The following is a 23,122-nucleotide window of genomic DNA, read 5'->3' as shown; positions in this document are numbered from 1 at the left end:
ACGACACCGCGTAGCCCATGGCATGGACGAGGCCCCCCACCTCCCGGTGGGGGGCCTCGTCGTTGTGCGTGGGTGGCTACGTCCTCACGCGCCCAGCAGCTTGCGCACCCGGTCCGCGCCGACGGCCAGCAGCAGCGTGGGCAGCCGCGGCCCGGTGTCGCGGCTGACGAGCAGCCGGTACAGCAGCGCGAAGAAGGTGCGCTGGGCGACCTTCAGCTCCGGCGTCGGCTTGGCCTCCGGGTCCAGCCCCGCCATCACCTTCGGCACGCCGTACACCAGCGTGGTCAGCCCGTCCAGCGACCAGTGGCTGTCCAGGCCCTCCAGCAGCAGCCGCAGCGACTCGCGCCCCTCGTCGTCCAGCGAGCCGAGCAGCTCGGTGTCGGGCTCGGAGCGGACGATGGTGCGCTGGTCGGCCGGGACGTGCGTGGAGATCCAGTTCTCCGCGCGGTCCAGCCGGGGGCGCACCTCGTCCAGGGAGGCCAGCGGCCGGGACGGGTCGAGCTCGCTCAGGATGCGCAGCGTCTGCTCGTCGTGCCCGGCGGTGATGTCGACGACCGAGGCGAGCGTGCGGTACGGCAGCGGGCGCGGGGTGCGCGGCAGCTCGCCGGCGGCCGTGCGCACGGCGCGCGAGTGGGCGGCGGCGTCGGCGGGCAGGACGCTGCCGTCGGCGACCTTGGCCTCCAGCTTGTCCCACTCGTCGTACAGCCGCTGGATCTCCTGGTCGAAGGCGATCTTGAAGGCCTGGTTGGGCTTGCGGCGCGCGTACAGCCAGCGCAGCAGCGGCGCCTCCATGATCTTCAGGGCGTCGGCCGGGGTCGGCACGCCGCCCTTCGAGGACGACATCTTCGCCATGCCGGAGATGCCGACGAACGCGTACATCGGGCCGATCGGCTGGACGCCGTCGAAGACCTCGCGCACGATCTGCCCGCCGACCACGAAGGACGAGCCGGGCGAGGAGTGGTCGACGCCGCTGGGCTCGAAGATCACGCCCTCGTACGCCCAGCGCATCGGCCAGTCGACCTTCCAGACCAGCTTGCCGCGGTTGAACTCGCTCAGCTTCACCGTCTCGGAGAAGCCGCAGACGCAGCCGTAGGTCATCTCGGTCGACTCGTCGTCGTACGCGGTGACGGTGGTGAGGTCCTTGCCGCACTGCCCGCAGTACGGCTTGTACGGGAAGTACCCGCCGGCGCCGCCGGAGCCGTCGTCCTCGCTCGCCGCGCCGGAGCCCTCGGCGGCCTCCAGCTCGGCCTCGTCGACCGGCTTCTGCTGCTTCTGCTGCTGCGGCTTCTGGCCCTGCTTCTTCGGCTGGCCGGTGGCCTTGTCCTTGGTCCGGTAGCGGTCCAGGATCGCGTCGATCGCGGCGCGGTGCTTCATCGCGTGCAGGATCTGCTCGCGGTACACACCCGCCGTGTACTGCTCGGTCTGGCTGATGCCGTCGAACTCGACGCCCAGCTCGGCGAGCGACTCGACCATGGCGGCCTTGAAGTGCTCGGCCCAGTTCGCGTACGGCGAGCCGGCGGGGGCGGGGACCGAGGTCAGCGGCTTGCCGATGTGCTCGGCCCACGACTCGTCGACGCCGGGGACACCGGCCGGCACCTTGCGGTAGCGGTCGTAGTCGTCCCAGGAGATCAGGTGGCGCACCTCGTACCCCCGGCGCCGGATCTCGTCGGCGACCAGGTGCGGGGTCATGACCTCGCGGAGGTTGCCCAGGTGGATGGGGCCGGACGGCGACAGGCCCGAGGCGACCACGACCGGTTTGCCAGGCGCACGTCGCTCCGACTCGGCGATGACCTCGTCCGCGAAACGGGAGACCCAGTCGGTCTCGGTGCTGCTCTGAGCCACGATCGGCACGTCCTTGAATGCTTGGGGTTTCGAAGGCTGGCGTAAGCCATTCTCCCAGACGCCGACGGCGCGGTCCGAGGTTGTCCACAGCCCGCACCCGCCGGTACGACAGCGCTGGGACGGCTGTGGACAGCGGTGGATAAGAGCTTGCGCACCCGTGGGACACTTGACAACCGGAATACACCCCGGACGACAGCACAGCGATCAAGACAGAAACGGAAGCTCATGGCCTCGGTCCCTTCCCTCGCTTCGACCGTGCAGCAGCGCCTCGCGGACGCCCTTTCGGCAGCCCTGCCGGAGGCCGGCTCCCGCGACCCCCTGCTGCGACGAAGCGACCGGGCGGACTTCCAGGCCAACGGCATCCTGGCCCTGGCCAAGCAGGTCAAGGGCAACCCGCGTGAGCTGGCGGCCAAGGTCGTCGAGGCGATCCCGGCCGACGACGTGATCCAGGACATCGAGGTCTCGGGCCCCGGCTTCCTCAACATCACGATCACGGACCGGGCGATCGCCGAGACGCTGGCGGCCCGCGCCGCCGACGACCGCCTCGGCGTCCCGTACCGCGACGAGCCGGGCACGACGGTCATCGACTACGCCCAGCCGAACGTGGCCAAGGAGATGCACGTCGGCCACCTGCGCTCGGCGGTCATCGGTGACGCCGTGGTCAAGATCCTGGAGTTCGCGGGCGAGAAGGTGATCCGCCGCCACCACATCGGCGACTGGGGCACCCAGTTCGGCATGCTCATCCAGTACCTGATCGAGCACCCGCACGAGCTGGACCACAAGGACTCCGCGGTCTCCGGCGAGGAGGCCATGTCCAACCTCAACCGCCTCTACAAGGCGGCCCGGGCGCTGTTCGACTCCGACGAGGAGTTCAAGGCCCGCTCCCGCGACCGGGTCGTGGCGCTCCAGTCCGGGGACGAGGAGACCCTCGCCCTGTGGCAGCGGTTCGTCGACGAGTCGAAGATCTACTTCTACTCCGTCTTCAACAAGCTGGACATGGACATCAAGGACCCGGACGTGGTCGGCGAGTCCGGGTACAACGACATGCTCGAGGAGACCTGCCACCTGCTGGAGGAGTCCGGCGTCGCGGTCCGCTCCGAGGGCGCGCTGTGCGTGTTCTTCGACGACGTCAAGGGCCCCGACGGCAACCCCGTACCGCTGATCGTGAAGAAGTCCAACGGCGGGTACGGCTACGCCGCCACCGACCTCTCCGCGATCCGCGACCGCGTCCAGAAGCTGGGCGCGGACACCCTGGTGTACGTCGTGGACGCCCGCCAGTCGCTGCACTTCAAGATGGTCTTCGAGACCGCGCGCCGCGCCGGCTGGCTGAACGACCGGGTGCACGCCGTGCAGCTCGCCTTCGGCACGGTCCTGGGCAAGGACGGCAAGCCGTTCAAGACCCGTGAGGGCGAGACGGTCCGGCTGGTCGACCTGCTCGACGAGGCGATCGACCGCGCCACCGCCGTGGTCCGCGAGAAGGCCGGGAAGGTGGGCCTGAGCGAGCAGGAGATCGTCGAGAACGGCCGGTACGTGGGCATCGGCGCCGTGAAGTACGCCGACCTGTCGACCTCCGCGTCCCGCGACTACAAGTTCGACCTGGACCAGATGGTGTCGCTCAACGGCGACACGTCCGTCTACCTCCAGTACGCGTACGCCCGCATCAAGTCGATCATCCGCAAGGCGGGCGACACCCAGCCGGCCGCCCACCCCGAGCTGCCGCTCGCCCCGGCGGAGCGGGCGCTGGGCCTGCACCTGGACCAGTTCGGGGAGGTCCTGACGGAGGTCGCCGCGTCGTACGAGCCGCACAAGCTGGCGGCGTACCTCTACCAGCTGGCCTCGCACCTGACCACGTTCTACGACCAGTGCCAGGTGATCAGCGACGAGAACGCGCCGGAGGTCGTGGAGAACCGGCTCTTCCTCGTCGACCTGACCGCCCGCACCCTGCACCAGGGCATGGCGCTGCTCGGCATCCGCACGCCCGAGCGGCTCTGACCCCTGCGGCCTCGCGGCCTCGCGGCCCGATCAGCCCACGGCCGAAGCCCCCGCCGGACACCGGCGGGGGCTTCGGCGCGCTTCACGCCCCTCAGACGATCTTGTTGTAGCGCAGGGCCACGTAGTTGCTGTACGCGTGGCTGTCGATCGTGCCGCTGTTGATGTCGGCCGTCGAGTAGTTCATGTCCGTGCTCGGGCTGCCCTCGGAGTAGTAGTAGAAGGTGCCGGCGGCCTTGTCCTTCCAGCCCGCGAAGAGGACGACGTGGTGCGTCTTGTAGTTGAGGATGTCGCCCGGCTGGAGGTCGCTCTTGGAGATCTGCGTGGCGACGGTCGGCAGGCTGTAGGTCGTCAGCGAGTCCTGCAGGTGCCAGGCCATGGAGACGAAGCCGGAGCAGTCCGTGCGGTACTTCACGTCCGTCGTCGGGCCGTACTCCCAGTCGGCCATGTTGGTGCTCTGGCTGTACTGGATGTTCCGGTCGTACCAGTTCTTGGCCCGCGACATGACCTCGCTGCGCGTGATCTGGCCGTTGGCGGTGGAGCTCGGCGTCACGTACGAGCAGTCGCCGCCGAAGGCGGAGAGCAGGCTCTGGGTCCAGCCGGACGCGTCCACCGGATCGTCGGTGTGGTACGCGATGTCGCTGCCGTCGCCGTCGTACGGGGTCGCGTCGTGGTACCAGTACATGCCGCCGTTGGTACGGCCGTAGAAGAGGCCGCCGCCGGGCGAGACGAGCGAGTCGACCGCGGACCAGCCGCTCGCCTTCAGCTGGGACGAGACCCAGTCGCCCACCCCGTTGACCTTGTAGCCGAGCAGCCGGCCGTCGGCGGTCGAGGCGATGAGCCGGTCCTTGCCGGAGGCGGCGAGCGTCTTCAGGACGAAGCCCGAGCCGATGACCTCGTGCTGGCCGATGTGGGCCGGGCCGGACGGCTTGGCCTCGGTGACGATGTAGCGGTGCAGGTCGCCGTTGACCGTGCCGTAGAGGCGCCCGGCGCCGTCGTACGTCAGCTTGTCGAAGGTCCAGCCGCCGTCCCAGATCTTGGTGACGCCGGCGATGCCGAGCGAGGTGTTGTTGGTCTGGATGTCGACGCGGTACAGCTCACCGGCGGTCGAGGTGACCAGGACCGTGTTGAAGTTCAGCGTGGCCATCGCCTTCGGCGTGAAGCCCAGCTCGGCGCCGACGAGGGTCTTCACCCGGTCGCCGGTGTTCGGGGCTATCGCCGTGTAGGTGAGCCGGCCGTCCGGGAGGATGCCGTAGACCGACACGTCCCCACCGCAGCTGGCGGCGGCCGCGGCCGTACCGGAGCCGACCGTGGTGACCAGGCCGAGGGACATCGCGCTGATGGCGAGCGCGGCTCCCGAGCGGCGGAAGGCGTGGCTGAGCTTCATGGTCTCTCTCCTGCGGAGTCGTGAGGACGGGGCGCGGGATACACACCTCGGCCGGCAACAGCTGCCCTGCAGGTGCAGCTGGTGTGGCTTGTTCGGGTGTGGCGCCCGGTGACATCACGTACTCTCGCGGCCCGGGAAGCGGCCCGGAAGAGAGATCGGCTGGACGGAACGGGCCCTGTCCCCTTGGGGCCTCGGGGCCGCCCGCGCACGCACGAAAAAGCCGCCGACCACCCGTCTCACACGGGCGGTCGGCGGCACGGGAAGACCGCGCGGCCCGCCTACCGGAGCCGCTGCGCGACCTCCGTCGCCCAGTAGGTGAGGATCATCTGCGCGCCCGCCCGGCGAATGCCGGTGAGGGTCTCCAGGATCGCCTTGTCGCGGTCGATCCAGCCCTTCTCCGCGGCGGCCTCGACCATCGCGTACTCACCGCTGATCTGGTACGCCGTGACCGGCACGTCCACCGCGTCCGCCACCTTCGCGAGGACGTCGAGGTACGGCCCGGCCGGCTTGACCATCACCATGTCGGCGCCCTCTTCGAGGTCGAGCGCCAACTCCCGCAGGGACTCGCGGACGTTCGCCGGGTCCTGCTGGTACGTCTTGCGGTCGCCGCGCAGCGACGAGCCGACGGCCTCCCGGAAGGGCCCGTAGAAGGCCGACGAGTACTTCGCGGTGTACGCGAGGATCGCCACGTCCTCCTTGCCGATGGTGTCCAGCGCGTCGCGGACCACCCCGACCTGACCGTCCATCATCCCGCTGGGGCCGACCACGTGGACGCCCGCGTCCGCCTGGACCTGCGCCATCTCGGCGTACCGCTCCAGCGTCGCGTCGTTGTCGACGCGCCCGTCCGCGTCCAGGACGCCGCAGTGGCCGTGGTCGGTGTACTCGTCCAGGCAGAGGTCCGACATGATCACCAGGTCGTCCCCGACCTCGGCGCGCACGTCCCGGATGGCGACCTGGAGGATGCCGTCCGGGTCGGTCCCGGCGGTGCCGAGCCCGTCCTTCTTGGACTCCTCCGGCACGCCGAACAGCATGATCCCGGAGACCCCGGCCGCGGCCGCCTCCACGGCGGCCTTCCTCAGCGTGTCCCGTGTGTGCTGGACGACGCCGGGCATGGCCCCGATCGGCACCGGCTCGGTGACGCCCTCGCGTACGAACGCGGGCAGGATCAGATCGGCCGGATGCAGCCGCGTCTCCGCGACCATCCGCCGCATGACGGGAGTCGTCCGCAGCCGCCGCGGCCGCGCACCGGGAAAGGATCCGTACACAGTCATGCGTCCACGCTACGCCCGCCCCGGGGGCGCTTTTGCCGACAGCCCGCCGGTCGCACGCGCCCCCACCCGGGCAGCCCCCGCCCCGATGCCCCACGCCGGACGACCGGCCCCGCTCCACCGGGCCTCCACCCCGTACCGCCCCCGCCCGCCCAGGCGGCGCGTACGCACCACGCGTACGCCCGCCAACGCCGACGGCCGGGCCCGCCCCCCTCGGGGACGCACCCGGCCGTGGCCGTACACACAGGGACCGTCGGTACACACAGGGACCGTCGGTACGCGCAGGGACCGTCAGGTCGTACGCCGCCGCCGTGCGCCCGGCCGCCGCTCGCTCGGGCGCGTGACCGGGTCGCCGGCCTCCAGCGCCGCCTGGCGGCGCCGTATGCCGAACTCCGCCAGCGCCTCCGCCAGCTTGTGCACCGACGGCTCCGGCGCCAGGACGTCCACGCGCAGCCCGTGCTCCTCCGCGGTCTTCGCGGTCGCCGGGCCGATGCAGGCGATCACCGTCACGTTGTGCGGCTTGCCCGCGATGCCGACCAGGTTCCGCACGGTCGACGACGACGTGAACAGCACCGCGTCGAAGCCACCGCCCTTGATCGCCTCGCGCGTCTCGGCCGGCGGCGGCGACGCGCGCACCGTCCGGTACGCGGTCACGTCGTCGACCTCCCACCCGAGCTCGATCAGCCCGGCCACCAGCGTCTCGGTGGCGATGTCGGCGCGCGGCAGGAAGACGCGGTCGATCGGGTCGAAGACCGGGTCGTACGGCGGCCAGTCCTCCAGCAGCCCGGCCGCGGACTGCTCACCGCTCGGCACGAGGTCCGGCTTCACACCGAACTCGACCAGCGCCTTCGCGGTCTGCTCGCCCACCGCCGCGACCTTGATCCCGGCGAAGGCGCGGGCGTCGAGCCCGTACTCCTCGAACTTCTCGCGCACCGCCTTGACGGCGTTGACCGAGGTGAAGGCGATCCACTCGTAGCGGCCGGTGACCAGGCCCTTGACCGCGCGCTCCATCTGCTGCGGCGTGCGCGGCGGCTCGACGGCGATGGTCGGCACCTCGCTCGGCACCGCGCCGTAGGACCGCAGCTGGTCGGAGAGCGACGCCGCCTGCTCCTTCGTACGCGGTACGAGGACCTTCCAGCCGAACAGCGGCTTCGACTCGAACCACGCGAGCTGGTCGCGCTGGGCGGCGGCGCTGCGCTCACCGACCACGGCTATGACCGGCTGGCCGCCGTCCGGCGACGGCAGCACCTTCGCCTGCTTGAGCACCTGCGCGATCGAGCCCAGCGTCGCCGTCCACGTCCGCTGCCGCGTCGTCGTACCGGCGATGGTGACGGTCAGCGGGGTGTCGGGCTTACGGCCCGCCGACACCAGCTCACCGGCGGCGGCCGCCACGGAGTCGAGCGTCGTCGACACGACCACCGTCCCGTCGCTGGCGCCCACCTCCGTCCAGCACCGGTCGCCCGCGGTCCGAGCGTCGACGAAGCGCACGTCGGCGCCCTCGGCGTCGCGCAGCGGCACACCGGCGTACGCCGGCACACCCACCGCCGTGGCGACGCCCGGCACCACCTCGAAGGGGATGCCCTCGGCGGCGCACGCGAGCATCTCCGCGCCCGCGTTGCCGTCGAGCCCGGGGTCGCCGCTCACCGCACGGACGACCCGCTTGCCGCCCCGCGCGGCCTCCATGACAAGATTGGTCGCATCCCTCAACACGGGGACCCCGGCGGGCATTGACGCATCGTCAACAACCGTCAGCTCCGGCGTGCTCACGCCCGCCCGGGCATGGCCGCGTACGACATCGAGCACATCCGGCTCCGCGATGAGTACGTCAGCACCCGCCAGCGCCTCGACGGCGCGCAGTGTCAGCAGCCCCGGATCCCCGGGTCCGGCGCCCAGGAAGGTGACGTGCCCGCACGCGGAGAACGCCGAGGAAACCTTGGATGCAGTGGTGGGGCTCAAAGTGCTCGCTCCCCCATAAGACCGGCCGCACCCTTGGCGAGCATCTCGGACGCGAGTTCGCGACCGAGCGCGACGGCGTCGCCGTGCGACGTGGGTACGGGACCGGTGGTGGACAACTGCACCAGCGTGGAGCCGTCGGTCGTGCCGACGACGCCCCGCAGGCGCATCTCATGAACAACCTGCCCATCGGCCAGCAGGTCGGCCAGCGCACCCACGGGTGCGGAGCAGCCGGCCTCCAGGGCGGCGAGCAGGGACCGCTCGGCGGTCACGGCGGCCCGCGTGTGCGGGTCGTCGAGCCCGGCGAGCGCGGCGGCGAGGTCGGTGTCGGCCGCCGTGCACTCGATCGCCAGCGCCCCCTGACCGGGAGCGGGCAGAACGGTGTCGACCGACAGGAAGTCGGTCACCTCGTCGATACGCCCGATGCGGTTCAGCCCGGCCGCGGCGAGAACCACCGCGTCCAGCTCACCGCTCCGCACGTAACCGACACGCGTGTCGATGTTCCCCCGAATGGCGACACACTCGATCTCCATGCCGTGGGCGCGCGCGTACGCGTTGAGCTGCGCCATGCGCCGCGGCGAACCGGTGCCCACGCGGGCCCCGGCCGGCAGCTGCTCGAACCGCAGCCCGTCCCGGGCGACCAGCACGTCGCGCGGGTCCTCGCGGAGCGGGATCGCGGCGAGCACCAGGTCGTCCGGCTGCGCGGTCGGCAGGTCCTTCAGCGAGTGCACGGCGAAGTCCACGTCCCCGGCCAGCAGCGCCTCGCGCAGCGCCGTGACGAAGACGCCCGTCCCGCCGATCTGCGCCAGGTTCTCGCGGGAGACGTCGCCGTACGTGGTGATCTCCACGAGCTCCACGGGACGCCCGGTCAGCTGCCGCACCGCCTCCGCGACCTGCCCGGACTGGGCCATGGCGAGCTTGCTGCGCCTGGTCCCCAGCCTCAGTGCCCTCTGGGCCCTCTCGGTCATACTCGCCCTCGGTTCTTGAGATCGGCGTCGTTCACGTCGGCCCGGCTGACGGAGGCGACCGCCTCCGGGTCGAGGTCGAAGAGTGTGCGCAGCGCGTCCGCGTAGCCGGCCCCGCCGGGCTCGCTGGCGAGCTGCTTGACCCGCACGGTCGGCGCGTGGAGCAGCTTGTCCACCACGCGGCGCACGGTCTGGGTGATCTCGGCGCGCTGCTTCTCGTCGAGACCGGGCAGCCGCCCCTCCAGCCGGGCCATCTCCCCGGCCACCACGTCGGCGGCCATGGTGCGCAGGGCGACGACGGTCGGGGTGATGTGCGCGGCCCGCTGAGCGGCGCCGAACGCGGCGACCTCGTCGGCGACGATGCCCCGCACCTGGTCCACGTCGGCGGCCATCGGCGCGTCCGCCGGCGCCTCGGCGAGCGACTCGATGTCGACGAGCCGGACACCCATGAGCCGGTGCACGGCGGCGTCGATGTCACGCGGCATGGCGAGGTCGAGCAGCGCGAGCGGCGCACCCGTACGCCCGGCCACGGCGGCCTCGACGGCCGCGCCGGTCAGCACGAGACCGGTGGCGCCGGTGCAGGACACGACGACGTCGGCACGTGTCAGTTCGTCGCCCACGGAGGCCATGGCCACGGCACGCGCGGCCACGCCCGTGCCCCCGGGCTCGGTGAGGATCTGTACGAGGCGCTCGGCGCGCTCCATCGTCCGGTTGGCGACGACCACCTCGTCGACGCCGGAGCGCGCGAGCGTGGCGGCGGCGAGCGAGGACATCGAACCGGCGCCGATGACCAGCGCCCGCTTGCCCTTGGCCCAGGTGTCCACCGGGGTGTCGGCCGCCAGCTGCTCGAGGCCGAAGGTGACGAGCGACTGCCCCGCCCGGTCGATACCGGTCTCGCTGTGCGCCCGCTTGCCGACCCGCAGCGCCTGCTGGAACAGGTCGTTCAGCAGCCGCCCGGCGGTGTGCAGCTCCTGGCCGCGCGCGAGGGCGTCCTTGATCTGGCCGAGGATCTGCCCCTCGCCGACGACCATGGAGTCCAGCCCGCACGCCACCGAGAAGAGGTGGTGGACGGCCCGGTCCTCATAGTGCACGTACAGGTACGGGGTGAGCTCCTCCAGCCCCACCCCGCTGTGCTGGGCGAGCAGCGTGGACAGCTCGGCGACGCCCGCGTGGAACTTGTCCACGTCGGCGTAGAGCTCGATGCGGTTGCAAGTGGCCAGGACCGCGGCCTCGACGGCCGGTTCGGCGGCGAGGGCGTCCTGGAGCAGCTTGCTCTGCGTGTCGGGGGCCAGGGCGGCCCGCTCCAGCACGCTGACGGGCGCGCTGCGGTGGCTGAGTCCGACGACGAGGAGGCTCATGCCGGCATCACGGCGGGCATGTCCCCGTCAGGTCCCTTGCGTCCTTCGGCCGGGGCGGTGGCGCCGGCGCCGCGCACCACGGGGGGCACCGGCGCGCCCGGCTCCTCGCCGGCCTTGCGCTGCTCGTGGAAGGCGAGGATCTGCAGCTCGATGGAGAGGTCCACCTTGCGCACGTCCACGCCGTCGGGCACCGACAGCACGGTCGGCGCGAAGTTCAGGATGGAGGTCACCCCGGCCGCGACGAGCCGGTCGCAGACCTGCTGGGCCGCGCCCGCGGGCGTGGCGATGACACCGATCGACACGCCGTTCTCGTCGACGATCTTCTCCAGGTCGTCGATGTGCTGCACCGCGATGCCCGCGACCGGCTTGCCGACCATGGCCGGGTCGGCGTCGATCAGCGCGGCGACGCGGAAGCCACGGGAGGCGAAGCCGCCGTAGTTGGCGAGGGCGGCGCCGAGGTTACCGATACCGACCATGACGATCGGCCAGTCCTGGGTGAGCCCGAGCTCGCGGGAGATCTGGTAAACGAGGTACTCGACGTCGTACCCGACACCGCGCGTCCCGTACGAACCGAGGTAGGAGAAGTCCTTGCGCAGCTTCGCGGAATTGACCCCCGCCGCCGCCGCGAGCTCCTCGGAGGAGACCGTCGGTACGGAGCGCTCCGACAGTGCGGTGAGCGCCCGCAGATACAGCGGAAGCCTGGCGACGGTGGCCTCGGGGATTCCTCGGCTACGGGTCGCCGGTCGGTGTGTTCGGCCAGTTGCCACGGTGCTCCTGCGGGATGAGCGGGGCTGCAGGCGGCCATGCGTACCGAGGCCGCCCCGTCGACAGCAGGCTATGTCTTTGTGAACGCGTGCACAAAGATGGTGTCCCTTTTGTCCGGCCAAAGTGACCGGGGTCACGCGATCCGATCGCGCCGCCCCGGAACCGAGGGCGCGCTCAGCCCGTTGGGAACACGAAGGGCGCAAGACGGTTCACACTCCTCACGGCTCCGCCCCCGAAACCCAACAAAACGCACACGATGGTAACCGCCCTTTCCGGTCACCCGCCGTGCTTCAGCCTCCGAGCTCGCGCCGCAGCCGCGCCGCGTCCACCTTCCAGAAGGTGTGCTGCTCACCGTCCACCAGCACCACCGGGATCTGCTCCCAGTAGGCGCGGTGGAGCTCCTCGTCCTGGAGGATGTCCTTCTCCTCCCACACGGCGCCCGTCTCGGCGCAGACCCGCTCGATCACCGCCCGCGCGTCATCGCACAGATGACACCCGGGCTTCCCGATCAGCGTCACCGTCCGCGGACCGCCGGCCTTCTTCGTACGTCGCCCGAACATGCCCCCCATTCTCCTTCCGTTCACGCTGTGGCGGCCCCCACGAGGCGGGAAGGACCGAACACAGTGGCTATGCTCACGGCATGGCCGCACTGGGATGGCTCACCCCTCGCAGGCGCTCCGCCACCGCGCGCAGTGTGCTGGCAGGCGAAGCGTCGGCCGAGGCCGCCCGTAAGACCTCACAGGAGTTCCCCGTCCACGGGGACGAGCGCGCGGCGGCCTTCTTCGACCTCGACAACACCGTGATGCAGGGCGCCGCCCTTTTTCACTTCGGCCGGGGCCTGTACAAGCGGAAGTTCTTCCAGCGCCGCGAGCTGGCCCGGTTCGCCTGGCAGCAGGCCTGGTTCCGGCTCGCCGGGGTCGAGGACCCCGAGCACATGCAGAACGCCCGGGAGAGCGCGCTGTCCATCGTCCAGGGCCACCGCGTCTCCGAGCTGATGACCATCGGCGAGGAGATCTACGACGAGTACATGGCCGACCGCATCTGGCCCGGCACCCGCGCCCTGGCCCAGGCGCACCTCGACGCCGGCCAGAAGGTCTGGCTGGTCACTGCCGCCCCCGTCGAAACGGCGACGATCATCGCCCGCCGCCTGGGCCTGACCGGCGCGCTCGGCACGGTCGCCGAGTCCGTCGACGGCGTCTACACCGGCAAGCTCGTCGGCGAGCCGCTCCACGGCCCCGCCAAGGCCGAGGCGGTCCGCGCCCTGGCCGCCGCGGAGGGCCTGGACCTCTCGCGCTGCGCCGCGTACAGCGACAGCCACAACGACATCCCGATGCTCTCGCTGGTCGGGCACCCGTACGCGATCAACCCCGACACCAAGTTGCGCAGGTACGCGCGCGAGCGCGAGTGGCGCCTGCGCGACTACCGCACGGGCCGCAAGGCCGCGAAGGTCGGCATCCCCGCGGCCGCGGGCGTCGGCGCCCTCGCCGGCGGCACCGCCGCCGCGGTGGCCCTAAGCCGCCGCCGCCGCTGACCCACGGCGCCCCCGCCTCACCCGCGGAGGCGGCGCGGGCCCGTACCCCCTCCGCCTGCCGACGGCTCGCAGCAGCTCAGCGTCCGGAGTACGGCCGGCCCGACTGTGCGACATGCCGAGCGCCCGGGGCGCGGCCTTCCGGCGGCGCGAAGCCGCCGCCTGCCGAGCGCCCGATGCGCGACCCCCCGGGGGCGAGGGGCCGCCACCTACGGGCTTGCAGGGGCTGGATGTCCGGGGGTGCAGCCCGGCGGCGGGGTGCCGCCGCCTGCCGCGTGCCGTCCGGGGCGCGGCCCTCCGGCGCCGGCAGCTGCCGCCTAGTGGGAGTCCCAGACGCAGCCCCTCCCCCGGCGGCGCGAAGCCGCCGCCTGGCTGGGGGTGGGTGCATCGGCCCCATAAGCCCTCCCCGCCGGGGGGGCCGGGGCGCAGCCACGGGTTCGGGAAGGGGCGGGGTGGGGGAACCAGCAGCCCCGGCAACGTGAAGCGGACGCCCGCCGCCGAGGGCGCCGGGGCGCCGACCCCCGTGGCCGCGCGAGTCGCGGCCAAACCGGGGTCTTACCCGCGCCACCCCCACCCCAGTCCCCCACCCCCGCACTCGACCACAACACACCCCCACCCCACCCACATCCGAAACCGATCCGGTCAATTAACGGTCACCAAGTGCGACTTGATCAGCCCTCTAGACGTCACAGAAGCGACTGAATCGATGATTTGAGCAACTCGGTGTAGCGCTCCCTGCACGAAGCGTTATTCTCCTCAGACGCATACGGAACCCTCATACGTCGCTACGACGGGTGAACGGTTCCGCACTGCACGTGATGGAAGCTCTGCCTCTGGGAGTCCCGTGTACCCACACGTCGGGGTTGACGCCTCGGGCCTGGCTACGCTCCGCGCAACGGTCCTCGACCACCTGCGCGGCTTCGTCCCCACCGCGTACGCCGTCCCCGCCTTCGCCGTACCGGCACCCGCCGGCCCCTGCTACGCCCTCGCCGACGGCGGTCCCGCCGTCGGAAGAAGGGGTGGCCGGGGCGGAGCGGGCACCTCGACCACCGCGCGCCGGCCCACCGCCGACAGCGACAGCGCCCGCATGATGGACCTGGTCGAGCGCGCCCAGGCCGGCGAGGCCGAGGCCTTCGGCCGCCTGTACGACCAGTACAGCGACACCGTCTACCGCTACATCTACTACCGCGTCGGCGGAAAGGCGACGGCCGAAGACCTGACCAGCGAGACGTTCCTCCGCGCCCTGCGCCGCATCTCGACCTTCACCTGGCAGGGGCGCGACTTCGGAGCCTGGCTGGTCACCATCGCTCGCAATCTGGTCGCCGACCACTTCAAGTCGAGCCGATTCAGGCTCGAAGTGACCACAGGCGAAATGCTCGACGCCAACGAGGTCGAGCGCAGCCCGGAGGACTCCGTCCTGGAGTCCCTCTCCAACGCCGCGCTCCTGGAGGCCGTCCGCAAGCTGAACCCCCAGCAGCAGGAGTGCGTCACCCTGCGCTTCCTCCAGGGCCTCTCGGTCGCCGAGACCGCGCGCGCGATGGGCAAGAATGAAGGCGCGATCAAGACCCTCCAGTACCGCGCGGTGCGCACCCTCGCGCGCCTGCTCCCCGACGACGCCCGCTGACCGCACGACACCCTCCGTGAGGGCGCGAGCACGCACTGGTCGGATCATCTTTCGTCCGTAACCCAGGTGCCGCGACGCTCGTTGTGCGGGATGCAGGCTCCCTATGGTCACACCCTGACCGCACCCACTCACTCGTTCGTGTGGATGCGCTCAAGGTGTGCAACCTTCCCGCCCTTCCGGGGAGTCGACCGTGATGACGAGAGGAGGTGCCGCCAGTGATCGCGAACGTATCGGCGCACCGGCGGGCGAACGCCTTCGCCCAGGCCCTGGAAGATCAGGCGGCCGAGCAGCCCGACGCGTCGGCCGAACCGACCGAGCGTGGGCGACTGTTGGCCCTGGCGAGCGGTCTCGGCAAACTGCCGAAGCCGGAGTTGGACCCCGAAGTCAAAACCGTGCAGCGAGCCCAGCTGGTCGCCGCCATGGAGGCGATGGTCGCCGAGGGGGGTGCGTCCGCGGGCCCTACCGTGCCGGAGCAGCGGACGTCGTCGGGGCGGGGGGCCCACCGGGCCACCGCGCTCCGGAAGTTGCGCCCACGCTCCCGCTGGTCGAAGGGGCTCGCCGCCGGCGGCCTCACGGTCGGAGTGGCCGCGGGGGCCTTCAGCGGGGTCGCCGCTGCAAGTTCCGACGCCCTCCCGGGTGATTCGCTGTACGGGCTGAAGCGTGGCATGGAGGACCTCAAGCTCGGCCTCGCCGACGACGAGGCCGACCGCGGCGAGCTCTACCTGGACCAGGCGTCCACCCGACTCAGCGAGGCCCGCCGCCTCATGGAGCGGGGCCGCTCCGGCGTCCTGGACCACGAGTCGCTGAACGAGATCCGCCGCGCCCTCAACGGCATGCAGCACGACGCCGCCGAGGGCCACCGCCTGCTGCGCATCGCGTACGAACGGGACGGCACCATCGCGCCGATGGCCACGCTCGACTCGTTCGCCCGCAACCACCGCGAGGCGTGGCACGGCCTGCGCGACCGGCTCCCTCCCCAGCTCACCGACGTACGCGACCAGGTGAGTTCGGTCTTCGCCGCCATAGACGAAGAGGTCGGCCCGCTGCAGTCCAAGCTGCCGCGCGTCCCGGAGGAGAAGGACGGCCGCACTCCCTCCGGCACCCAAAGCGGCCCCCAGGACTCGACCCGCCCCGGCAGCCCGTCGCACGAGTCCCCGTCCGCGCCGGAATCCCGCCCCTCGGGCGGCCCCGGCAAGCCGGGCCCGTCGGGCTCCGGCTCGGGATCCGCGCAGGACGACGGCCTGCTCGGGGGCAACACGGGCGGCCTCCTGGAGCCCGACCCGACGACACCGCCGCCCGATGCGAGCCAGGAGCCACCCGCACCGGCTCCCGACGTCACCATCCCCCCGCTGCTGCCGGGCATCCTCCCGGGCCTCGGCATCGACAAGGAGGACGCGCGTTAGGACACGCGACAGGACGAAGGTGGGGCGCCTCTCGGACACGAGGGCGCCCCACTCTCGTACGTCCGCGCGTACGCGCTAGAAGAACACCGACCGCCGCTGCACCAGCAGCTTGTACAGCGTGTGCTGGATCTGCTCCCGGACCTGGTCCGTCAGGTTGAACATCAGCATCGGGTCCTCCGCCGCCTCCGGCGGATAGCCGTCGGTCGGGATCGGCTCGCCGAACTGGATCGTCCACTTCGTCGGCAGCGGCACCGCGCCCAGCGGCCCCAGCCAGGGGAACGTCGGCGTGAGCGGGAAGTACGGGAAGCCGAGCAACCGCGCGAGCGTCTTCGCGTTGCCGATCATCGGGTAGATCTCCTCCGCGCCCACGATCGAGCACGGCACGATCGGCACCCCGGCCCGCAGTGCCGTCGACACGAAGCCGCCCCGCCCGAACCGCTGCAGCTTGTACCGCTCGCCGAAGGGCTTCCCGATGCCCTTGAAGCCCTCCGGCATCACCCCGACGACCTCGCCGCGCCGCAGCAGCCGCTCGGCGTCCTCCGCGCACGCCAGCGTGTGCCCGGCCTTCCGGGCCAGCTCGTTCACGACCGGCAGCACGAACACCAGATCAGCGGCGAGCAGCCGCAGATGGCGCCCGGCCGGGTGGTGGTCGTGGACAGCGACCTGCATCATCAGGCCGTCCAGCGGAAGTACTCCCGAGTGGTTCGCCACCACCAGGGCTCCGCCCTCGGCCGGGATGTTCTCCACGCCCTTCACCTCGACGCGGAAGTACTTCTCGTACAGCGGCCGGAGAAGCGACATCAGGACCTGGTCCGTCAGCTCCTCGTCGAAACCGAACTCGTCGACCTCGTACTCACCGGTGATGCGCCGCCGCAGGAAGGCCAGCCCGCCCGCGAGCCGCCGTTCCCACTCGCCACCGGGCGCCGAGCCCCCCGGGGCCGGAGCGTCGTCCCCGGCCGCCTCGGCCTCCTCGGGCCCGTACGACCCCGGCAGCGGGCTCACCGGGGCCGGCTCGCCCCTCCGTCGGGCACCACCGCCCAGCAGCGGACGCCGGCGCGCCGGCCGGGGGGCCGCACCCGCGCGCGAACGGTCGTCGTCGAAGGGAATGACCTTGGCGTCCGCCATCGTTGCTCGCGCTCCTTAATCGGCTTCGGCGCTTGTCGTCGTCTTCGTCTTCGTATCCGGCCTCGTATCCGGTTTCGGCTTCGCACCGCTCAGGAGCGGCGACGCGGCGATCCGGTCGACCGCACCGGCCACGGCCTCCGGCGGCAGCAGCCCAGGGCCCCGGCTGCGCGCGAAGTCCGCGAAGGCCTGGGCGGTGGTGTACGCGGGCTCGAACCCGAGCGTCTCGCGCATCTGCGCCGTACTGACCACCCTGCCGTGCGTCAGCAGCCGGATCTGCTCCGGTGAGAAGTCCGTCACACCCACCGTGCGCAGCGCCGTACCGACCCACCTGACGGCCGGCAGCAGTACCGGCACGGTGGGCCGCCCCAGCCGTCGCGAGCACTGAGAGAGCGTCAGTACGCCGTCGCCGGCGATGTTGAACGTCCCGCTGTTCAGCGTGGCTCGCCGCGGCTCGTGCGAGGCGATCCGCAGGACGTCGATGACGTCCTCCTCGTGGACGAACTGGAGCCTCGGGTCGTACCCGAAGACCGTGGGCAGGACGGGCAGCGAGAAGTACTCGGCGAGCGGCGAGTCCGCGCCCGGCCCCAGGATGTTCGCGAAGCGCAGCACGCACACCGCCACGTCCGGGCGCCGCCGTGCGAAGCCGCGCACGTACCCCTCGACCTCGACGACGTCCTTGGCGAAGCCTCCGCTCGGGAGCGACTTCGGCGGCGTCGTCTCGGTGAAGACCGCCGGGTCGCGGGGCGCCGAGCCGTACACGCTCGTGCTGGACTTCACCACCAGCCGGCGGATCGTCGGCGACTTCTGGCACGCGCCGAGCAGCTGCATCGTGCCGATGACGTTGGTCTCCTTGACCGCCGTCCGGCCCCCACTGCCCAGCGGTTGGCCCGTGACGTCCAGATGGACGACGGTGTCGACCGCGTGCTCGGCCAGTACGCGCCCGATGCCGGGCTGCCGGATGTCGGCGCGGACGAACTCCGCCGCGCCCAGCCGGTGCGGAGGATCGACGGCGTCGACGCCGATCACCCGGTCCACGCCGGGGTCCTGCTGGATGCGCCGTACGAAGCGGCCGCCGAGCTTCCGGGCCACCCCGGTGACGAGCACGACCTTCCCCAAGATCAGCGCCTTCCGTTCGGTCCTGTTCGCCTACGCGCCACCGTAGCGTTTCACCCTCGCGGTGTGACGACCGCCGCACTCTCCCGCGCACGGCCGAAAACACCGCGGCCCTCCCACCGGAACCGGTGGGAGGGCCGCGAATGCCGCACGTACAGCCGTCGCTTACTTCTTGTTGCGACGCTGAACGCGGGTGCGCTTGAGCAGCTTGCGGTGCTTCTTCTTGGCCATCCGCTTACGCCGCTTCTTGATAACAGAGCCCACGACTACCCTCGCTCACTTCTCGGAACACCCCCGCGCCAGCGGGGATCTCGGTGCGGGGCGTCTGGGCCCACACGACCTACGTCGGCCTAGCCTACCCGGCCGAGCGACGAGCTTGTAATCCGAGGGCTCGTGGAGTGCCCTTCGCGCCCCGCTACGCGGTTTCCACCCCCACGAAAGACTCTCGCAGGTACTCGTGAACCGCTTGCTCCGGCACCCGGAAAGACCTGCCCACCCGGATGGCCGGCAGATGACCGCTGTGCACCAAGCGGTACACGGTCATCTTCGACACTCGCATCACCGCGGCGACTTCCGCCACGGTCAGGAACTTGACCTCGTTGAGAGGCCTTTCGCCAGCAGCAGCCATGACCCACCTGTACCTTCCGCACACGACGCCCACCGGCTTCCCCTCCGGTGACTCTTCGTCGTTGTGCGCTCACTCCCCAGAGTAGGGGCGGGTGATGCGAGTGGGGAAGAGGAGCTGCCATCAGCCCCCTACTGTGACAGACACGCCCGATTGAGTACATAGCGAGTAAGCGGCCGGTAGTAAGCGGACCGCACACCGTCATCGAGCGGAACGGCCACGGACACCCGTCCCTCCGCTTCTCCGACGAACAGCGCGGGGTCGTCCGTATCGGCCAGGCCGATGGCCTCGAACCCCAGCTGACCTGCTCCGCAGACCCATCCGTGGTCCCCGACGACCAGGTCCGGCAGCCCCCTTCCACCCTCCGCCGCGGCCTCCAGAGCGGCTCTGACGGGGAGGGGGGAGTGCGTGTGTGCGCCGGTCTCACAACCGGCGCCTTCGGCCCCGGGTTCCCGCACCAGCGCGACTCCCCGTACGTAGTCCACGGTGTACGTACGTACGCCAAACCGGGTCGTTATGTCGACACATCTCCCCTGCGCGGGTGTGAGAACGGTGCATCCCGCCGCCGACAAAGCGTCTGCCAACCCGGCGTAGAACCCGAGCAGACGGTGCGGGTGCCCGGTCCCGAACAGCACCGCACCCCGCCGGGCGGCCACCTCCGCGATCCGCGCCGCGAACGCGTCCAGCGCGCCCAGCGTCCGCTCCGGATCGATGACGTCGAGCCCGGACCGGTGAGCAGGATCCGCGGAGACCCCGCACCTGTCCGCCATGAGCCGCAGCACCTCGCGCTCGCTCCACCCGCCGTCGGGGTCGAGCCCCAGCGTGATGCGCGGATCCCGGGCCGCGAACAGCCGGTAGTTGCGCAGACTCCGCTCCCGCGCGGTGGCCACCGTCCCGGCCAGCCCCGAAGCCACCAGATGCGCCCGGAGCGCCTCCACACTCAGCACTCTCCCGATGCTGCCGCACCCCGGTCGCCCGAGCGCCGAAACGCATCCGGGCTCCCACCGTTGGCGTAACCCCGCCACGCCGAGGCGTTCCTACGCCAGCAGCCCCCGCAGCGGGAACACCGCGCGCCGCGTCGCCAGCACCGCCTGGTCCAGCCGGTCCGCCGGGTCGTACCCCTCGTCCCAGGAGTGCCACTCCACCGGCCACCGGCCGTCCGTCATCCGGCCCGGCGCCAACTGCCGCGTCCGCGCGTACACCTCGTCCCGCCACGACGACGGGATGACCGACTCCGGCTCCACCGGCGCCCCCGCCGCGATGCCCACCAGGTGCGTCCACGACCGCGGCACCACGTCCACCACCGCGTAACCGCCTCCGCCGAGCGCGACCCACCGCTCCTCGGCGTACGCGTGCGCCAGGTCGTGGCAGGCGGCCTGCACCGCCCGCTGCGCGTCCAGCGACACCGCCAGGTGCGCCAGCGGGTCCTCGAAGTGCGTATCGGCCCCGTGCTGCGTCACCAGCACCTGCGGCCGGAAGTCCGCCAACAGCTCCGGCACCACCGCGTGGAACGCCCGCAGCCACCCCGCGTCCCCGGTCCCGGCCGGCAGCGCCACGTTCACCGCGGTCCCCTCCGCCTCGCCGGTCCCACCGGTCTCCTCAGGCCACCCGGTCCCCGGGAACAGCGTCCGCGGGTGCTCGTGCAGCGAGATGGTCAGCACCCGCGGGTCGTCCCGGAAGGCGGCCTCTACGCCGTCCCCGTGATGCACGTCCACATCCACGTACGCGACCCGCTCCGCCCCCAGCTCCAGCAGCCGGGCGATGGCGAGCGACGCGTCGTTGTAGATGCAGAAACCCGCCGCGGAGCCCGGCATCGCGTGGTGCAGGCCGCCCGCGAAGTTCACCGCGTGCGCGGCCTCGCCCCGCCACACCGCCTCCGCCGCGCCCACCGACTGGCCGGCGATGAGCGCCGACGCCTCGTGCATCCCCGCGAACGCCGGATCGTCCATGGTGCCGAGCCCGTACGCCTGGTCCGCCGCCTTCGGGTCCGCCGACGCCGCCCGTACGGCCGCCACGTAGTCCTCGCGGTGCACCAGCCGCAGCGTCGAGTCCCCGGCCGGCTTGGCCGCCACCACGTCGACCGCACGGTCCAGGCCGTACGCCCGCACCAGACCCATGGTCAGCGCGAGCCGCACCGGGTCCATCGGGTGGCTCGGCCCGAAGTCGTAACGGGTTACTGCGTCATCCCACATCAACAGTGCGCGGCCGCTCATGCCCGCCACCGTATCGGTCCCGTTCAACGCCGAACGACCGGGCATACCGGAGCGTCACCAGCACCAACACCATCGGCACCAGCATCGCCCCGCGGTACGTCCAGGCCTCACCGAGTGCCCCGACCAGCGGCGAACCGACCAGGAACCCGACGTAGTTGAAGACGTTGAGCCGCGCCACCTCCGCGTCCCCCCGCGCGGCCGCGAACGTCTGCGGCACCACCACGCTCAGGCCCAGCCCCAGCACCGTGAACCCGGCCACCCCGGCCCACGCACCGGGCGCCCCGGCCACCACCCCGAAGCCGACCGCCGCGAGCAGCACCCCGCCCCGCACCACGCCCACGGCCCCGAACCGCCGCACCCCGAGGTCCCCGACCGCCCGCCCGAGCAGCATCGTCACCATGTAGGCGTTGTACGGAACGGTCGCCAGCGCCTCCGAACCGCCCAGCACGTCCGTCAGATACGTGGCGCTCCAGTTCGCCACCGTGGCGTCCCCGATGTACGCGAACGTCATCACCAGGCACAGCGGCACCAGGAGCCCCGTCGGCCGGCCTGTCGCGCCGCTGTCGGCCTGCCGCTCGCCGTCCACATACCACCGGCTCGCCATCAGCGCCGCGGGCAGCAGCACGACCACGACGGACCCGTACGCCGTCCCCAGCTCCAGCCCCCGGCGCACCGAGACCCACGCGAGCGAGGCGCCCACGATCCCGCCGAGGCTGTACGCCGCGTGGAAGCCGAGCATGATGCTGCGGCCGTACGCGCGCTGGAGGCTGACGCCCAGCATGTTCATGGAGGCGTCCAACGCGCCGACCGCCAGCCCGAACACCCCGAGCGCGACGCCGACGTGCCACATCCGGTCCCCGGCCCCGACGGCGACGAGCGCCGACAGCACCACCGGCTGCACCCACCGGAGCACGACGGCCGGCGTCGCCGCGCGCCGCACCAGCGTGCCGGTGACCACGCTCCCCACCCCGGCGAGGACGGGGACGGCCGCCAGGAAGAGCGGGAGCAGGGCGCCGGATATCCCGTACCGGTCCTGGATGGCGGGGATACGCGTCACCAGCAGCGCGAAGGTCACTCCTTGTACGAAGAAGCAGACCGCGAGCGAGCCGCGCCCGCGCCGTAACCGCGTCGATCCCCTGTCCGCCATGGCGGCACAGCCTAGGGCGCCCCCCTACCGCTGGATAGATCACTCACACCAGTAGGTCATACGAGGAGCGCGGGCAGCCGGCTCATGTCGTCGAAGCAGCCCTTGACCCCCGCCAGCCGCTCCGCGGGGGTCATCGCGGTGAACCCGTACACGTCCATCCCGGCCGCGAGCGCCGCCTGCACGCCGAGGGGGCTGTCCTCCACCACGACGCACCGCTCGGGGGCGACGCCCATCCGCTCGGCGGCATACAGGAAGAGGTCCGGCGCCGGCTTGCCCTGTCCCACGTCCTGCGCGCTGAAGACGGTGTCCTCGGGGAACCAGAGGTCCAGCCCCGTCTTCCGGTGCCCGACCCGGATCCGCTCATGGCTCCCGGACGATGCCACGCAGTACCGCACCCCGTCCGCCACGAGCTTCCCCAGCACCTCCGTCACACCGGCGACCGCCTGCAACTCACGCTCGAACGCCGCGAAGACGCGGGCGTGCAACGTCGCGTCGAACTCTTCCGGCAGCCGCTGCCCGGTCCGCTCCAGGATCACGTCGTGCACGCGGTGCACGGCGGCCCCCATGTAGTCCCTGAGCGAGTCCTCGTACGAGGTCGGGTGCCCGAGCTCGGTCAGGTAGCCGGCGAGGATGGTGTTGGAAAGGTACTCACTGTCGACGAGTACACCGTCGTTGTCGAAGATGACCAGTTCATAGCGCATGGAGCCACCTTAGAAGGCGGTGAACGCAGAAAAGCCCCGCACCAGAAGGTGCGGGGCTTTCCCCAAAAATTGTTCGGCGGCGTCCTACTCTCCCACAGGGTCCCCCCTGCAGTACC

At 71.5% G+C, this 23,122-nt stretch carries 20 protein-coding genes; 4 read left to right on the top strand and 16 right to left on the bottom strand.

What is annotated here, in order from left to right:
* Positions 1-84 precede the first annotated feature (84 nt).
* Complete coding sequence (lysS, locus tag AB0A69_RS29060; protein WP_361428202.1) at positions 85-1,851, bottom strand: lysine--tRNA ligase; 1,767 nt, start codon at positions 1,849-1,851, stop codon at positions 85-87.
* A 216-nt stretch (positions 1,852-2,067) separates the two neighbouring features.
* Between lysS and argS the strand changes: the two genes are divergently transcribed.
* Positions 2,068-3,834, top strand: coding sequence for an arginine--tRNA ligase (gene argS, locus AB0A69_RS29055; protein WP_361428201.1), 1,767 nt, complete (start codon positions 2,068-2,070; stop codon positions 3,832-3,834).
* A 91-nt stretch (positions 3,835-3,925) separates the two neighbouring features.
* On the opposite strand, the gene AB0A69_RS29050 is transcribed toward argS, so the two are convergent.
* From AB0A69_RS29050 to AB0A69_RS29020, 7 genes are all read right to left on the bottom strand, one after another.
* The gene (locus AB0A69_RS29050) at positions 3,926-5,218 is read right to left on the bottom strand and encodes a hypothetical protein (protein WP_361428199.1); all 1,293 of its coding nucleotides are present in this window, start codon (positions 5,216-5,218) and stop codon (positions 3,926-3,928) included.
* Positions 5,219-5,496: 278 nt separating this feature from the next.
* Positions 5,497-6,489, bottom strand: a complete 993-nt coding sequence (gene hemB, locus AB0A69_RS29045) for a porphobilinogen synthase (RefSeq protein WP_361428197.1) — start codon at positions 6,487-6,489, stop codon at positions 5,497-5,499.
* Positions 6,490-6,777: 288 nt separating this feature from the next.
* On the bottom strand, positions 6,778-8,442 hold the full coding sequence (locus tag AB0A69_RS29040; RefSeq protein WP_361428195.1) for a bifunctional uroporphyrinogen-III C-methyltransferase/uroporphyrinogen-III synthase: 1,665 nt from the start codon (positions 8,440-8,442) through the stop codon (positions 6,778-6,780).
* Positions 8,439-9,407 (bottom strand): hydroxymethylbilane synthase, encoded by a 969-nt coding sequence (gene hemC / locus AB0A69_RS29035; RefSeq protein WP_361428193.1) that lies wholly within the window; start codon positions 9,405-9,407, stop codon positions 8,439-8,441. The genes AB0A69_RS29040 and hemC overlap by 4 nt, the downstream gene beginning before the upstream one ends.
* Complete coding sequence (locus AB0A69_RS29030) at positions 9,404-10,762, bottom strand: glutamyl-tRNA reductase (protein WP_361428191.1); 1,359 nt, start codon at positions 10,760-10,762, stop codon at positions 9,404-9,406. Before AB0A69_RS29030 ends, hemC begins: the two co-directional genes overlap by 4 nt.
* The gene (locus AB0A69_RS29025) at positions 10,759-11,529 is read right to left on the bottom strand and encodes a redox-sensing transcriptional repressor Rex (protein WP_361428189.1); all 771 of its coding nucleotides are present in this window, start codon (positions 11,527-11,529) and stop codon (positions 10,759-10,761) included. The genes AB0A69_RS29030 and AB0A69_RS29025 overlap by 4 nt, the downstream gene beginning before the upstream one ends.
* Positions 11,530-11,817: 288 nt before the next feature.
* Positions 11,818-12,096 carry a glutaredoxin family protein gene (locus AB0A69_RS29020; RefSeq protein ID WP_361428187.1) on the bottom strand — a complete coding sequence of 93 codons (279 nt, stop codon included), beginning with the start codon at positions 12,094-12,096 and terminating at the stop codon, positions 11,818-11,820.
* 71 nt (positions 12,097-12,167) lie between these two features.
* Here AB0A69_RS29020 and AB0A69_RS29015 point away from each other — a divergent pair, with 71 nt between their 5' ends.
* The 3 genes from AB0A69_RS29015 to AB0A69_RS29005 all read left to right on the top strand — a co-directional run bounded on the left by AB0A69_RS29015 (position 12,168) and on the right by AB0A69_RS29005 (position 16,082).
* Positions 12,168-13,058, top strand: coding sequence for an HAD-IB family hydrolase (locus AB0A69_RS29015; RefSeq protein WP_361428185.1), 891 nt, complete (start codon positions 12,168-12,170; stop codon positions 13,056-13,058).
* A gap of 841 nt (positions 13,059-13,899) precedes the next feature.
* Positions 13,900-14,679 (top strand): ECF subfamily RNA polymerase sigma factor, BldN family, encoded by a 780-nt coding sequence (locus AB0A69_RS29010; protein ID WP_361428183.1) that lies wholly within the window; start codon positions 13,900-13,902, stop codon positions 14,677-14,679.
* 215 nt (positions 14,680-14,894) lie between these two features.
* The gene (locus AB0A69_RS29005; RefSeq protein ID WP_361428181.1) at positions 14,895-16,082 is read left to right on the top strand and encodes a DUF5667 domain-containing protein; all 1,188 of its coding nucleotides are present in this window, start codon (positions 14,895-14,897) and stop codon (positions 16,080-16,082) included.
* A gap of 75 nt (positions 16,083-16,157) precedes the next feature.
* On the opposite strand, the gene AB0A69_RS29000 is transcribed toward AB0A69_RS29005, so the two are convergent.
* The 8 genes from AB0A69_RS29000 to AB0A69_RS28965 form a co-directional block, all read right to left on the bottom strand.
* Complete coding sequence (locus AB0A69_RS29000; protein ID WP_361428179.1) at positions 16,158-17,207, bottom strand: lysophospholipid acyltransferase family protein; 1,050 nt, start codon at positions 17,205-17,207, stop codon at positions 16,158-16,160.
* A 15-nt stretch (positions 17,208-17,222) separates the two neighbouring features.
* Positions 17,223-18,323, bottom strand: coding sequence for an NAD-dependent epimerase/dehydratase family protein (locus AB0A69_RS28995; protein WP_361428177.1), 1,101 nt, complete (start codon positions 18,321-18,323; stop codon positions 17,223-17,225).
* 162 nt (positions 18,324-18,485) lie between these two features.
* Positions 18,486-18,584 (bottom strand): AURKAIP1/COX24 domain-containing protein, encoded by a 99-nt coding sequence (locus AB0A69_RS28990; RefSeq protein ID WP_003948845.1) that lies wholly within the window; start codon positions 18,582-18,584, stop codon positions 18,486-18,488.
* A gap of 151 nt (positions 18,585-18,735) precedes the next feature.
* Positions 18,736-18,948 (bottom strand): helix-turn-helix domain-containing protein, encoded by a 213-nt coding sequence (locus AB0A69_RS28985; protein WP_160159783.1) that lies wholly within the window; start codon positions 18,946-18,948, stop codon positions 18,736-18,738.
* Positions 18,949-19,076: 128 nt separating this feature from the next.
* Positions 19,077-19,892 (bottom strand): phosphatase, encoded by an 816-nt coding sequence (locus AB0A69_RS28980; RefSeq protein ID WP_361428175.1) that lies wholly within the window; start codon positions 19,890-19,892, stop codon positions 19,077-19,079.
* Between the two features lie 90 nt (positions 19,893-19,982).
* Positions 19,983-21,158 carry an acetoin utilization protein AcuC gene (locus AB0A69_RS28975; RefSeq protein ID WP_361428173.1) on the bottom strand — a complete coding sequence of 392 codons (1,176 nt, stop codon included), beginning with the start codon at positions 21,156-21,158 and terminating at the stop codon, positions 19,983-19,985.
* Positions 21,127-22,305: an MFS transporter gene (locus tag AB0A69_RS28970; RefSeq protein ID WP_361428171.1), complete on the bottom strand. Its 1,179-nt coding sequence runs from the start codon at positions 22,303-22,305 to the stop codon at positions 21,127-21,129. Before AB0A69_RS28970 ends, AB0A69_RS28975 begins: the two co-directional genes overlap by 32 nt.
* Before the next feature lie 56 nt (positions 22,306-22,361).
* Positions 22,362-23,006: an HAD family hydrolase gene (locus AB0A69_RS28965; protein ID WP_361428169.1), complete on the bottom strand. Its 645-nt coding sequence runs from the start codon at positions 23,004-23,006 to the stop codon at positions 22,362-22,364.
* Positions 23,007-23,122 lie beyond the last annotated feature (116 nt).

Source organism: Streptomyces sp. NPDC045431, assembly GCF_040646655.1.
Lineage (GTDB): Bacteria > Actinomycetota > Actinomycetes > Streptomycetales > Streptomycetaceae > Streptomyces.
This window is presented reverse-complemented; position numbering and strand designations above follow the sequence as displayed.

Coding starts and splice junctions, on each gene's coding strand:
- AB0A69_RS29050 (WP_361428199.1), bottom strand. CDS start 5,218: ATGAAGCTCAGCCACGCCTTCCGCCGCTCGGGAGCCGCGCTCGCCATC.
- AB0A69_RS29015 (WP_361428185.1), top strand. CDS start 12,168: ATGGCCGCACTGGGATGGCTCACCCCTCGCAGGCGCTCCGCCACCGCG.
- AB0A69_RS28970 (WP_361428171.1), bottom strand. CDS start 22,305: ATGGCGGACAGGGGATCGACGCGGTTACGGCGCGGGCGCGGCTCGCTC.
- hemB (WP_361428197.1), bottom strand. CDS start 6,489: ATGACTGTGTACGGATCCTTTCCCGGTGCGCGGCCGCGGCGGCTGCGG.
- hemC (WP_361428193.1), bottom strand. CDS start 9,407: ATGACCGAGAGGGCCCAGAGGGCACTGAGGCTGGGGACCAGGCGCAGC.
- AB0A69_RS29000 (WP_361428179.1), bottom strand. CDS start 17,207: ATGGCGGACGCCAAGGTCATTCCCTTCGACGACGACCGTTCGCGCGCG.
- AB0A69_RS29030 (WP_361428191.1), bottom strand. CDS start 10,762: ATGAGCCTCCTCGTCGTCGGACTCAGCCACCGCAGCGCGCCCGTCAGC.
- argS (WP_361428201.1), top strand. CDS start 2,068: ATGGCCTCGGTCCCTTCCCTCGCTTCGACCGTGCAGCAGCGCCTCGCG.
- AB0A69_RS28965 (WP_361428169.1), bottom strand. CDS start 23,006: ATGCGCTATGAACTGGTCATCTTCGACAACGACGGTGTACTCGTCGAC.
- AB0A69_RS28985 (WP_160159783.1), bottom strand. CDS start 18,948: ATGGCTGCTGCTGGCGAAAGGCCTCTCAACGAGGTCAAGTTCCTGACC.
- AB0A69_RS28975 (WP_361428173.1), bottom strand. CDS start 21,158: ATGAGCGGCCGCGCACTGTTGATGTGGGATGACGCAGTAACCCGTTAC.
- AB0A69_RS29020 (WP_361428187.1), bottom strand. CDS start 12,096: ATGGGGGGCATGTTCGGGCGACGTACGAAGAAGGCCGGCGGTCCGCGG.